The organism is Cryobacterium sp. Y82 (genome assembly GCF_002929495.1).
Classification (GTDB): domain Bacteria; phylum Actinomycetota; class Actinomycetes; order Actinomycetales; family Microbacteriaceae; genus Cryobacterium; species Cryobacterium serini.
On record NZ_PJJJ01000035.1, the window covers coordinates 90,811 to 102,571 of the forward strand.

Below are 11,761 nucleotides of genomic sequence, written 5' to 3' on the forward strand. Positions count from 1 at the left end.
GCCACCGCCTATCCTTGACTGAGGCCCTTCACGCGGAAGGCTCAAGAATTGAGGACATAAACGGTGGCTGACGGTAATGGGTTTCTGGGCGGACGGCTGCTCGTCGTCGCTTTCGAAGGCTGGAACGACGCCGGAGAGGCCGCAACGGGGGCGGTTCGCGCGCTAAAAGAATTACTCGACGTTGAGATGATCACCGAGGTTGACCCGGAGTTGTACTTTGACTACCAGTTCAACCGACCGACCGTGTCAACGAACGAGGACGGCGTGCGCACTCTCGGTTGGCCGAGCGCGATTATGTACGGTCCGAAAACCCCAGGGACGCTGAGCGTTCCACTGGCAGACGACGCTGAACTGCGGGTCAGTGGCACGAACGCGGGCAATATCTTTCTGCTGATCGGTACGGAGCCGTCCCGCAGTTGGAAGAGCTTCGCCGCGGAGATACTCGACGCAGCCCTGGCCGCCGATGTCAGCGGCGTAGTATTTTTGGGCGCCATGCTGGCCGATGTTCCGCACACCCGCCCCATCTCAATCTTCGTCTCGAGCGATAACGCTCAGGTGCGCACCGAACTGCAAATTGAACGCAGCAACTATGAGGGGCCGGTCGGCATACTCAGCGTGTTGTCCGATGCTGCCGAGACGGTGGGAATTCCTACCTTGTCGATTTGGGCATCCGTGCCCCACTATGTGCATAACGCACCATCGCCCAAGGCAATGCTCGCCTTGATCGACAAGCTCGAAGAGGTCATCGACGTGGTCATCCCCCGTGGCGCACTCGTGACCGAGGCGGCTGAGTGGGAGACCGGTATCGATGTGTTAGCAGGCGAGGACGAGGACATGGCCGCGTACATCGCCCAGCTCGAGCAGGCCAGAGACACCGTTGACTCGCCGGAGGCGAGTGGCGAGGCGATTGCCCAGGAGTTCGAGAAGTACCTGCGCAAGCGCGGCACCGACGGGCGCGATGGGCGCGCAGACGGCCGGCCCGATGGCCCCGGAAGCCGGCCCGACGGGCCACGGCACTAGGAACGCAACGGGGCAGCCGAGGAGTCCGCTTCGCTCTAGAGTGTGACGCCGAGCAGCGCGCCGATGGCACGATGCACCAGGCTCACGTCATCGAGCGGGCCGGCGGCCGCGTCGTCGACGAGCTTCAGTGCCTCGGGGGTATTCAGGTCGTGGCGGAGAGCAAGGCGCAGGGATTGCACGAGCGAAGCGGCTGATCCAGGCGTCCCCCCGTTGGCAGCGCTCTCGGCTGTGCTAAGAGGTGCAGCACCGAAGGCTGCGGACCACACGGACAGACGCGCGACGGCCTCCTCGAGAAGCGCGTCGGTCCATTCCCAGTCGGTGCGATAGTGGCGGGCTAACAGGGCCAGTCGAATCGCACGCGGGTCAATACCCTGGGCGCGTAGCCCTGAAACCAGAACGAGATTCCCGAGCGATTTGCTCATCTTCTCGCCCTGGTAGGCGACCATGCCGGTGTGGCTGTAGACCCCGGCGAGCGGATGTCCGGACAGCGCCTCTGCATGCCCGGCGCTCATGTCGTGGTGTGGAAAGATCAGGTCGGAGCCGCCCCCTTGCACGGTGAAGTCTGTGCCAAGTTCTTTGAGGGCGATCACCGAACACTCAATGTGCCAACCGGGTCGCCCGGCGCCGACCGGAGATTCCCACGCCGGTTCCCCGAAACGGGCAGCCCTCCAGAGCAACGGGTCGAGTCGGTCGCGTTTGCCCGCACGGTCGGGGTCTCCCCCGCGCTCGGAGAATAGGCGCAGCATGCTGTCCAGGTCGAGGTTGCTCTCGTCACCGAGCGCCCATCCGGTGCTGGCTTCGGCGGCACGGATGTCAAAGTACAGGTCGACGGCGATTGTTCCGTCTGCCCCGCCTATGGCGTCGTCCGTCTGCACCGAATAGGCGAGTCCGGCCTCCTGCAGTAGCGCCACCGCGGCCGCTATCTCGTCGATGACCTCGGTCACAGCGACGAAATCATTCGGCGGAATGATTCCCAAAGCTTCCATGTCGGTGCGGAAAAGTTCAACCTGCGATTTGGCCAGGTCATGCCAGTGGACGCCGGTGGCGGTTGCCCGCTCCAGGAGCGGGTCATCGATATCCGTCACATTTTGGGCATAGTGCACGCGGTAACCGGCGTCGATCCAAACCCGCTGGAGGGTATCGAAGGCGAGGTAAGTGTTGGCATGGCCGATGTGGGTCGCATCGTACGGCGTGATGCCACAGACATAGAGTCGGGCTGAAGCGAGCGGCTGGGCCAGCACCAGGCTGTCGGTTTTTGTGTCGTGGAGCCAGGGGGCACTCGACTCGCCGGGGACAGAGACAATTTCGGGTCGTTCCCATGCACGCATGTTTCAAGCCTAGCTTCAGGAAGGCCATCGCTTTGCGAGGGGGGTTCGATGCGACGTTCGTCGCGCGAGCCGACTACGCCGAGATGACGTTCGTTCCAAGGAGCACGAACAGCACGATGCCCAGCAGGATGCGATAGATAACGAACGGCAGAAAACTGTGTCGCGAAATATAGTTCATGAAGAACGCGATCACGGCGAGGCCCACAACGAAGGCAACGATAGTGGCCACCAGGGTTTCGAGCGGTCCGAAAATTTCGAGAGTGCACGTGGTCGCCCCCGCTAGACAGGGATCAGCGACGGACTTGTACACCTGGTAGAAGCCGCTGCCGAGCACGGCGGGAATAGCTAGCAGGAACGCATACCGGGCCGCTGCTGCGCGTTCGTAGCCGAGGAACAGCCCGGCAGTGATGGTACCGCCGGACCGTGACACGCCGGGGATTAGTGCGAGAGCCTGCGCGAACCCGTAGATCGCGCCGTGGCCGACCGTGATGTCTTGCAGCTGACGCCTTTTGGCGCCGACATGATCGGCAATGCCGAGCAGAACGCCGAAGACGATGAGCATGGTCGCGGTTATCCAGAGTGAGCGCAGCACGGTTTCAATCTGGTTCTGGAACAACAGGCCGAGAATGATAATCGGCAGCGATCCCAGAATGATCAGCCAGCCCATGCGGGCATCCGGATCTTTACGGGACACCCTGCCGGTGAGCGACTTGGCCCACTGGCCGATGATGCGCACGATATCACGCCAAAAGAACATGACGACAGCAGCTTCAGTGCCAATCTGGGTGATGGCCGTGAATCGGGCACCCGGGTCTGCGCCGGTGCCGAGAAACTGGCCGACGATGGTGATGTGCGCGCTCGACGACACCGGGAGGAACTCGGTCAACCCCTGAACGAGGCCCAGAATGATCGCATTCAGAAAGTCCACACGCTTCGCTTTCTCGGATTACTCAAAATACTCGGGGAACCCGTACTGACGGTGTCGGGCGGCGCTTTACAGCTTCACTATTGTGACAGCAGGTCGGTCAAAACCTGCCTGCCAAACACTAGTGCGTCAAGCGGTACCCGCTCGTCCACTCCGTGGAACATTGCTGGAAAGTCCAAGTCGTCCGGTAAGCGAAGCGGCGCAAAACCGTAGCCCTTGATGCCGAGGGTGCTGAGCGCCTTATTGTCGGTTCCCGCGGACAACAGGTAGGGCAGCACGGGTGCGCCGGGATCGTGGCGTTCCAGGGTACTCACAACGGCGTCGATCAGCGGCCCCCTGAATTCGGTCTCGAGACCGATGTCGCGGTGCATCGTCACGATGCCGATGTCCGGACCAACGATCTCCTGAATTTGGGCGAGCACGAAGTCTTCTTCCCCCGGCAGCGAGCGGATGTCAATGAGGGCTTCGGCCGTGTCGGGAATGACATTGTGCTTGTACCCGGCGGTCAGGCCGGTGGGGTTGGTTGTCGTTCGCAGGCTGGCCTGGATGAAGCCGGACGCCGTGCCGGTTGCCAGGGCGAGCTCGTCCGGGCCGGCCTTCTGCGGATCAACACCGAGAATTCGAGCAATTTCACCGAGTAATTGCTCGGTCGTGTCGGTCAGCCGAATCGGCCATTCGTGTCGACCCAGTTTCGCCACTGCCTCGGCGAGCCGAGTGACGGCGTTGTTCGGGTGGATGCGAGAGCCGTGCCCGGCCTCGCCGCGCGCGACGAGTTTGACCCAGATCAGCGCCTTTTCGCCGGTTTGCAGCAGGTAGGCGCGTTTGCCGCCGAGAGTGATCGAGTACCCGCCGACCTCGCTGATGGCTTCGGTCGCTCCATCGAACAGGTGGGGATGCTCGTGCACAAGAAAGTGCGAGCCGAGCACACCGCCGGCCTCTTCGTCGGCGAAAAAGGCGATAACGAGGTCACGCTCTGGCGCACCATTGGCACTAATCACGTCCTGCAGAGAAGCCAAAATCATCGCGTCCATATTTTTCATATCGACAGCGCCTCGCCCCCACAGCAGGCCGTCTTTGATGACGCCGCCGAACGGGTCGACGCTCCAGTTCGCCGGGTCGGCCGGCACGACGTCAAGGTGGCCGTGCACAACGAGCGCTGGCCGGGACGCATCACGGCCCTTGACCCGGGCGATGACGCTGGTTCGGCCCGGTTCGGAATCAAAGAGTTCCGGCGCGAGGCCGAGGTCTCGCAGTTTCGCGGCAACGTACTCGGCGGCATCCGTTTCGCCGTTGGAACGGCCTCCCCCGTAGTTCGTCGTGTCGAAACGGATGAGATCACGCGCGAGTTCGGCGGTCAGGTCGAGTTTCTGGGGGATGTCTGCGGTTGAGGTACCCGCTGAATCAGGGATACTCGAGGCCGGGGGCACGTTCGAAAAGGAAGCCATGAATAAACGCTACCCGTCGTCGCCATCGGCAGTGACACATCGGGGGTTCTAATCCGTGCTAAGTTATTACCTCGGCAGCCGGTTCATCCGGAGGCCGTTTCACCCAGTCCGGGTGGCGGAATTGGTAGACGCGCTGGCTTGAGGTGCCAGTGCCCGTTAAGGGCGTGTGGGTTCAATTCCCATCTCGGACACGGAGATTTCTTTCAAGAGATCAACGAGGACTGGTTGAGACAGTTCACAAAGCCGGATCCTTTGGATCCGGCTTTGTCTCGTTAAGCGATCGCCCTACGGTCGCGTGGATGGTCAGGACAAAATGTCCTTGGTCACAAACCTGCTGTACGCCAACGCCCCGAAAACTGCCAGGTAACAGACCTGCACGATCGCGTTCTGGCCGAACGAGCTGAGGTCGAGTGGTTGCCGGAGCAGGTCGGCGAAACCGAGCCAATAGTGGCTGAACAGCCACGGATGCAGCCAGGACAATTGCGGAATGACATCGAGGATCTGCGCGACGACCGAGACCACGATCGTCGCCGCCATAGCTCCCACGGGAACATCGGTGAGAGTGGAGATGAACAGCCCGATCATCGACAAGCCAAGCAAGGATACGGAGACATAGGCGGCGACCAGCAGCGAGCGCAACAGCGACTCGGTGACACTGATGGTGTCGCCCGACAAGAGCGTGACCGGTCCAACCGGGAACAGGGCTGCCCCGATGAGCGCACCCGAGACGGTGAGGGTCAGCGTCGCTACGAGACAGAACAGAGCCGCGCCCGCGTACTTGACCAACAACAGCCGTACCCGGCCGGCTGGCGCTACCAGCAGGTAGCGGAGGGTACCGAGGCCGGCCTCTCCGGCGATCGTGTCTCCGGCCACCACACCGATGGTGAGCGGCAGGAACAGGGGGATGGCAACGACCATTGCGGTGAAGCCGACGAACAGGCCGTTCTGGGTCACCCGATCAAGAAACGGCGGCCCCTCCCCCGGGTTCAGCGTGGAGGACGACAGACGAACGGCGACGGCAAGCAGTACCGGGATCAGCGCCACGGCGACCAACATGGCCCAGGTCCGGCGACGGCGAAACAGCACGGAAATTTCGGAACCGAGCAGGTCCCAGCCACCCCCGCGGCGCACCGGGATATCGCTGCGGCCGGCCGCTGGCAGAACATCACTGAACGACATCAAAACCCTCCCCGGTCAGGGCGACAAAACGTTCTTCGAGGCTCGGTTCCTCGATGGCGAAGCCGCGGATACGCACCCCGCCGGCGACGAGCGCCGTCACGATGGCCTCGGGCTGCCAGTGGGTACCGACGAGCGGCGCGACCACGACCGGGTCAGCATCATCAAGCACGCTGCGCGCGGGCTCCAGCCCCAGGTGGGTGAGCACGCGGATCGCGCCCGGGACATCCGGCGTGCGCACACGCACCCGGGTCTCACCGACCTGTCGCAGCGCGGCCAGCGTGCCCTGGGCGACGAGGCGACCAGCACTCATCACGGCGGCGTGCGTGCACATCTGCTCAACCTCGGCGAGCAGATGGCTCGAGACGAACACGGTCGTTCCCTCTGCGGCCAGTGAGCGCACGAGGCTGCGCACCTCCCGGGTGCCCTGGGGGTCGAGGCCGTTCGTGGGTTCATCGAGTACGAGAAGTTGTCGCGGGAGCAGCAGGGCGTTGGCGATGCCGAGCCGCTGCTTCATGCCGAGCGAGTACGCATGAACCTTCTTGTCCGCCGCATGGGAGAGCCCGACCCGTTCAAGGGCCTGCTGCACCCGCGCACGCCGGGTACTGCTCTGTGCGTGCCGATCGGCGGTGTCGAGGCGGCGCAGGTTGGCCGCTCCGGAAAGAAAGGGATAGAACGCCGGTCCTTCGACGAGGGCGCCTACCTGGGGCAACACCTCGTGCAGGCGGGCTGGCATGCTGTGGCCGAGCACGTTGATTGAGCCGCTGGTCGCCTGGGTGAGTGCCAGCAACATGCGAATGCTGGTGGTCTTACCCGAACCGTTCGGACCCAGGAAGCCAAAGACCGAGCCACGGGGAACCGCGAGGTCAATGCCGTTCACGGCGGTTTGCGGGCCAAACCGTTTGGTGAGACCCCGGCTCTCGATCGCGAGGTCGAGAGCCGGGGTATCGCCGGTCACAGTGTGATGCGCGTCATTGCGGTGACGTCATTGCGGTGACGATCACTCTGCGGCTGCCTGGAGCTGGGCAAGCGGAACCGAGCCGGCGAACACCCGCCCGTCCGTGGCCAAGAACACCGTCATGAGGGATGTCGTCAGGGCGCGACCTCCCTCGACAGCGCTGGTCAGCTGGTCGATCAGGGGGTTGTCGCCGAGCTCGGCCGGTACGGCGGCTGCGGGCACCTCAACGATACTGGACCAACCGTTTCCCGTGACACGGGGCAGTTCATCCGCTGTCGGGCTCTGCGCCTCCGTGTGGTCACCGATAGCGCGGTCGGGCAGGGCCGGAATGGCCTGCTCCGTCACCGTGGCGTTGGTCGGTGGCACGAAATCGAACAGGTCGGCGTCGGGAGCGGCAAAATCAATGGCCGTGAAGCCGACCTGCAGCGCCGGTGCGCTCTGGCCCTCGGCCAGCACGGTCACCTGAACAGGTAGACCGGTCTCAGAGTCGACCGCGATTGAAACGGATTCGACGAGGCTGTCAGCTGCTTTCGGCGTGAGCACCAGCTGGTACACACTGCGTCCAGCAACCCGGGCGTCCGTGCCGACCGAGACCATCGTACTCGGGTCCAGCTCGCTGAGAAAACGCTCGGCGAGCTGCGCCGGGGTCGAGAGGTCGGTGGGGAGTTGCGACTTTAGCTCGGCGAACTTCGACTCAGCGGGAGCAGCGAAATCGGCCGGCACGCTCAAGTGGGTCGCTGCGTTGCCGTTCGAGTCATACAGCCACACATCGTTCCCGTTGTGTACGACATCACGCTCAGCCATGCGGTCCTTGATTTGCACGCGCGACTGGCTTTCACCGCCGACATAAACTCTGAATTCATGGGAGCCGCTGAGCAATTCGAGAGCCGTACTCAGTGCCCCGATGGTCGACTCTCCGGGGACGGATTCGGCCGCGCCTTCCGGCATGGACTCAGCCATGGATTTCTGCATGGATTCGGTCATGCCCGCACTGAGATCCAGTGCGGGGAGTCCGAGATCAGACGATTGGGAGACCGTTCCGGAGAAGGCCGACACGGTGCTGTCGTTCACCAGGAGGAGAACCTGCTCGGGTGTCTTATCGGGGAGATCAACGGCGGCACCGGCCTGGAGCGGCACGGCGATGACCGCGGCGACCACGACCGCCGGTACGACAACGGCGGGGAGCCATTTGAGAGAATTGCGTGACACGATCAACGCTCTGGCGCATTCGGATTCATATGGCGATCGTACGCCTCGGGCATGCGCCTCGGTGGTGAGATCAGCGTACTTTCAGGTGCCGGAAGAGGATCAGACGGATTCGCCCTGGTCAGGTGCCGCGTCGGTGATTCCAATGAATTGACTGCCGATACCATCGCACTCGGTGCGGCCGAATCCGGCGGCCGGCTCGGGCAACTCGTCGAAGCCGTGATTCGAGCAACTGATATAGGTGAACGTCGGCCACCATTTCTTTGGACGCACGGCTTCGGTGTACCCACAGATACTGCAGGTGAGCTGCACCCAGACGGGCTTCTTGCCGGTGCGATTGGCGCGCGACTGCACCAGCCAAACCGGCGGCTCGGCTTCGAGTTTAGCCAGCTGGCCCTCGCTGAGGCGCGAGGGAATCCCGTGACGTGTCGCCATTTCCAGCGGGATATCCAGGCGCAGTGCTACTTCTCGTCGCGTAATCATCACAGACAACGATAAGCGCTCGCGCGCGTGGGCGCAGCATCCGCTGGCCCGATCGATGCCGGAATCTCTTCCGCCTCCTATGGGACAATGGCAAAATGTCAATTCCCGTTTCCCCGCTCGGACTTCTCCTCGACGTTGACGGCCCAATTGCAAGCCCGATCACGCGCAGTATTTCAACGCCGAGCATCCTGGCCGATTTGATCACACTGGCGGCCGGGCACGTGCCGATCGCGTTCATCACCGGGCGGTCAGCCGAATTTATTCGCGAGCAGGTGGTCGCCCCGCTCGTCGCGGCCGGCCTGCCAGAGACCTTTCGAATGTACGGCGTCTGCGAGAAGGGCGCGGTGTGGTTTCCAATCGGAGCGAACGGCATGGGGGACGTCGTCGTCGATCAGAGCGTTGCCCTGCCGGTGGCGGCCATTGACGGGGTGCGCCAGCTGGTCTCCGACGCGTTCGCAGCCGAGATGTTCTTTGACGAAACCAAGCAGGCGATGATCTCGGTCGAACAGCGCACCGATGTGAGCCATGCGAAATTTCTCGCAAGCCAAGTCGAATTCAACGAGGCCGCCTTTGCCATCATGGTGCAACACGGGCTCGGTGTGCGGTTCGACGATCGCCGGTCGCCCGACGAATTCGGTCGGATACCGTTTCGGCTCGACGCCACGATCATCTCAACCGACATCGAGTCGGTCACGCTCGATAAGGACCATGCGGCAAAGCGTGCCCTTGCCTACTTCGCCGAGAGCGGACCGTTGCCCCGGCTGTGGCGATCAATGGGCGATTCCCGCAGCGACTATCGCATGGCCGATCACCTGTACGAAGCCGGCTACGACGTCTCTCACGTTGACGTACGGCCATCGGATGGCATTCTGGACCGTCCCTACCCGGTGATCGTGATCGGCGACCAGATCCATGATGAGGCCGGGGCAACATTTCTGCGCTACTGGGTCGAGAAGCTAGCCCTGCCTGCGTGATCACTGCGGTGACCGAAAAAACTAGGTATTGACGAAACGGATGCCGTTTTGCAGGGTGCTGCGCAGCTCGAAGACCTTTTCAAAGCTGCCGCGTTCCATGCCGGCCAGTCCCTCACGCAGCACGCCGACCAGGCGTGACCGCGGAATCACGATAATCATCGGCCGTCGACCACGCTTGGGCAGCGATACCGGTTGGTCAAGGGCGATGTCGGGCAGCACGACGATGAGCGCGGTGAAGCGCACCTTCAGTGCCCGGCTGATCGAGCGCGCGGCAGCCTCGAACTGGTGGATCGGGCGATCCTCCTCCGGCAGTTCGTCGCCGACCAATTCGCCGCGGCGAAGCTGTACGGGTGCGCCCCAGTCTTCGGACAAGATTCCAAACAGTCCGGCCGGCCCGAGGATAATGTGGTCAAGTTTGTCGGTCTGGCTACCGGTGTCGATGTCGTGCCACGCGGTGAAACCGATACCGAGATTGGCCACAAGCTGGGCTGTGACCTCCTCTGCCAGAGCTTTCGCGAGGCAGTGCCGTACGAGTTTCGGGGTGCTACGGATGAACGCGGGGGCATACGGGTCATCGATGATCGTACCGCGGCCAGCCCATTCGCGCACTAGATCGAGATATCTCAGCCTCGCCTGGCCACCGGGATGACCGTGCATGCGGGTTTTCAGGCTGGATTTTGTGGCGGGGCCGCGGCCGGAGGGGGCGGCGTAGGCATCCGTTGGAGCGGCCTGCTCGGGGTCACCGAAGCGACGACGATCGTAAACGGCCCGGTTTTGTGGACGTCCAACGCGTTCCCAAGCGAGTTGCACGGCGTGAAATCTGATCGCGCTGCCGCCGACATCGGGATGGGTTTGGCGTAACAGCAGTCGGTAGGCACGACGTAGCTCATCCTCGGTCGCCGTCGGACTCACTCCGAGAACCTCGTAGGGGGTGGATGCGGCCGGGCTGTCTTGCATCCTGGGCGGGACCTTTCCGTGTTCGAAGACGACCAATACGAAATCGATCAAAAGTCAACGATACCGCGTGATTCTGATACCGCGCCGAGGGTGGGCTGGGTGGGTTACGGGCCATTCTGCGCCACAATCAGATACGCTACCCGTATAGATCCGTAGTGGGTAGTTGTAGAATATTGAACCCTGCTGGCCGGGCTCGCGAGTCTCTCCACGACCAATGCGGCCGGTGCCTTCGCGGTTCTGGCCGGCCCGGTAGCCAAATCCCTGCCTTGATGAGTTCAGCCGACTCACGAAAACGAGCCGGTGGCGACTTAGTCGCGCAGCAGGTGGAATGGGATTGCCATGGCGATGGACACGCAGAGGATTCCGGCAATGAAGATCGGTCCCATCATGGCCGTGACCGAGAAAGCCAGGCCGAACAGCCAAAAACCGAAAACGAAAATCGCAAAAGCGACGACGAAGGCGACAATGTTCATGGGTGTTCCTTTCACGGCAGCGCCCGGCAATTTCGCCAGTCACTGGTTTGAGCGTACGGCTTATTCGTACTGAATTGAGCGTACCGGTTAGGGCCTGATGCAATTACATCGAGTCGTTGGTGATCGGCTCGATCAATTCAGGGCCGTTTCCGGTCACGGGGCCGACTTCATGGAAATTGAGCGACTCTACGACTATCCGGGAGGCTACGACGGCGGCATCAACGAGGCCTTGGTCGCCCGCGGTAGCCGGGTCCAACCAGTGGTCCCACCACTCTTCTGGGAGGGCAACGGGTGTACGGTCGTGGATCTGCGCGAGCGGGCCCCGGGCATCAGTCGTCAGGATGGCCGCGGACAATACCCAGCGCGATGGATCGCTGTCGGCGGCGGCCGGGTTCTTCCACCAGGAGTACAGGCCCGCGAAGGCGAGGGGAAGTCCGTCATCGGATTGGATGAAATACGGGGTCTTCACGGCGCCCTCGGTGTTCCACTCGAAGTAGCCCGTGGCCGGAACCAGAGCGCGCCGCGACCGCACGGACACCGTGAAGGTTGGCTTCTCGGCGGCCGTTTCTGCCCGCGCATTAAAGGTTGGAAATTTCGACGTCGACTCCGTTGCGAAAGACGGGATCAATGACCAGCGTGCTGATTCCAATCGACGCACTGGTGGGTCGCTTTTGGCCGATTCAAGCACGATTGGAATCTGGTCGGTCGGACGGATGTTCCACGACGGTTCCGGCAGATTTTCGCCTTCATGCTCGATATCGAACATGGCAGCCAGATCGGGCGCTGAATCGGTAATGACGAGTCGACCACACATGC

The 11,761-nt window shown here is 62.6% G+C and carries 12 protein-coding genes and 1 tRNA gene; 3 read left to right on the forward strand and 10 right to left on the reverse strand.

All coding sequences use genetic code 11. From position 1 onward, the window contains the following. Window positions 1-63: 63 nt before the first annotated feature. Entirely contained in the window at window positions 64-1,020 is a 957-nt protein-coding gene (locus CXY70_RS12555; protein WP_104192703.1) for a PAC2 family protein, read from the forward strand. A gap of 35 nt (window positions 1,021-1,055) precedes the next feature. Here CXY70_RS12555 and mshC read toward each other — a convergent pair whose 3' ends face one another. From mshC to CXY70_RS12570, 3 genes are all read right to left on the reverse strand, one after another. Next, complete coding sequence (gene mshC, locus CXY70_RS12560; protein ID WP_104192704.1) at window positions 1,056-2,348, reverse strand: cysteine--1-D-myo-inosityl 2-amino-2-deoxy-alpha-D-glucopyranoside ligase; 1,293 nt, start codon at window positions 2,346-2,348, stop codon at window positions 1,056-1,058. Between the two features lie 73 nt (window positions 2,349-2,421). After that, window positions 2,422-3,276 carry an undecaprenyl-diphosphate phosphatase gene (locus CXY70_RS12565; protein WP_104192705.1) on the reverse strand — a complete coding sequence of 285 codons (855 nt, stop codon included), beginning with the start codon at window positions 3,274-3,276 and terminating at the stop codon, window positions 2,422-2,424. A gap of 77 nt (window positions 3,277-3,353) precedes the next feature. Next, window positions 3,354-4,718, reverse strand: a complete 1,365-nt coding sequence (locus tag CXY70_RS12570) for a M20/M25/M40 family metallo-hydrolase (protein ID WP_104192706.1) — start codon at window positions 4,716-4,718, stop codon at window positions 3,354-3,356. Window positions 4,719-4,824: 106 nt separating this feature from the next. On the opposite strand from CXY70_RS12570, the gene CXY70_RS12575 reads away from it, so the two are divergent. Beyond that, window positions 4,825-4,909: transfer RNA gene (locus tag CXY70_RS12575), tRNA-Leu, on the forward strand. A gap of 112 nt (window positions 4,910-5,021) precedes the next feature. On the opposite strand, the gene CXY70_RS12580 is transcribed toward CXY70_RS12575, so the two are convergent. The 4 genes from CXY70_RS12580 to CXY70_RS12595 all read right to left on the reverse strand — a co-directional run bounded on the left by CXY70_RS12580 (window position 5,022) and on the right by CXY70_RS12595 (window position 8,541). Next, window positions 5,022-5,897, reverse strand: coding sequence for an ABC transporter permease (locus tag CXY70_RS12580; protein ID WP_104192707.1), 876 nt, complete (start codon window positions 5,895-5,897; stop codon window positions 5,022-5,024). After that, window positions 5,884-6,852: an ABC transporter ATP-binding protein gene (locus CXY70_RS12585; RefSeq protein ID WP_104192708.1), complete on the reverse strand. Its 969-nt coding sequence runs from the start codon at window positions 6,850-6,852 to the stop codon at window positions 5,884-5,886. Before CXY70_RS12585 ends, CXY70_RS12580 begins: the two co-directional genes overlap by 14 nt. Window positions 6,853-6,894: 42 nt before the next feature. After that, entirely contained in the window at window positions 6,895-8,061 is a 1,167-nt protein-coding gene (locus CXY70_RS12590; protein ID WP_104192856.1) for a DUF2092 domain-containing protein, read from the reverse strand. A gap of 99 nt (window positions 8,062-8,160) precedes the next feature. After that, the gene (locus CXY70_RS12595; RefSeq protein ID WP_104192857.1) at window positions 8,161-8,541 is read right to left on the reverse strand and encodes a hypothetical protein; all 381 of its coding nucleotides are present in this window, start codon (window positions 8,539-8,541) and stop codon (window positions 8,161-8,163) included. A gap of 95 nt (window positions 8,542-8,636) precedes the next feature. Here CXY70_RS12595 and CXY70_RS12600 point away from each other — a divergent pair, with 95 nt between their 5' ends. Then, window positions 8,637-9,515, forward strand: a complete 879-nt coding sequence (locus tag CXY70_RS12600; RefSeq protein WP_104192709.1) for a hypothetical protein — start codon at window positions 8,637-8,639, stop codon at window positions 9,513-9,515. Between the two features lie 21 nt (window positions 9,516-9,536). Here CXY70_RS12600 and CXY70_RS12605 read toward each other — a convergent pair whose 3' ends face one another. The 3 genes from CXY70_RS12605 to CXY70_RS12610 all read right to left on the reverse strand — a co-directional run bounded on the left by CXY70_RS12605 (window position 9,537) and on the right by CXY70_RS12610 (window position 11,759). Next, window positions 9,537-10,523: a J domain-containing protein gene (locus tag CXY70_RS12605; protein WP_233205924.1), complete on the reverse strand. Its 987-nt coding sequence runs from the start codon at window positions 10,521-10,523 to the stop codon at window positions 9,537-9,539. A 257-nt stretch (window positions 10,524-10,780) separates the two neighbouring features. Further along, window positions 10,781-10,945: a hypothetical protein gene (locus tag CXY70_RS17845; RefSeq protein ID WP_158250978.1), complete on the reverse strand. Its 165-nt coding sequence runs from the start codon at window positions 10,943-10,945 to the stop codon at window positions 10,781-10,783. A gap of 103 nt (window positions 10,946-11,048) precedes the next feature. Then, complete coding sequence (locus CXY70_RS12610) at window positions 11,049-11,759, reverse strand: SOS response-associated peptidase (protein WP_158250979.1); 711 nt, start codon at window positions 11,757-11,759, stop codon at window positions 11,049-11,051. Between the last annotated feature and the right edge of the window lie 2 nt (window positions 11,760-11,761).

Bases quoted from the DNA above. Each gene is read 5' to 3' on its own strand.
- CXY70_RS12610 (WP_158250979.1), bottom strand. From the start codon at position 11,759: ATGTGTGGTCGACTCGTCATTACCGATTCAGCGCCCGATCTGGCTGCC.
- CXY70_RS12600 (WP_104192709.1), top strand. From the start codon at position 8,637: ATGTCAATTCCCGTTTCCCCGCTCGGACTTCTCCTCGACGTTGACGGC.
- CXY70_RS12595 (WP_104192857.1), bottom strand. From the start codon at position 8,541: ATGATTACGCGACGAGAAGTAGCACTGCGCCTGGATATCCCGCTGGAA.
- mshC (WP_104192704.1), bottom strand. From the start codon at position 2,348: ATGCGTGCATGGGAACGACCCGAAATTGTCTCTGTCCCCGGCGAGTCG.
- CXY70_RS12580 (WP_104192707.1), bottom strand. From the start codon at position 5,897: ATGTCGTTCAGTGATGTTCTGCCAGCGGCCGGCCGCAGCGATATCCCG.
- CXY70_RS17845 (WP_158250978.1), bottom strand. From the start codon at position 10,945: ATGAACATTGTCGCCTTCGTCGTCGCTTTTGCGATTTTCGTTTTCGGT.
- CXY70_RS12570 (WP_104192706.1), bottom strand. From the start codon at position 4,718: ATGGCTTCCTTTTCGAACGTGCCCCCGGCCTCGAGTATCCCTGATTCA.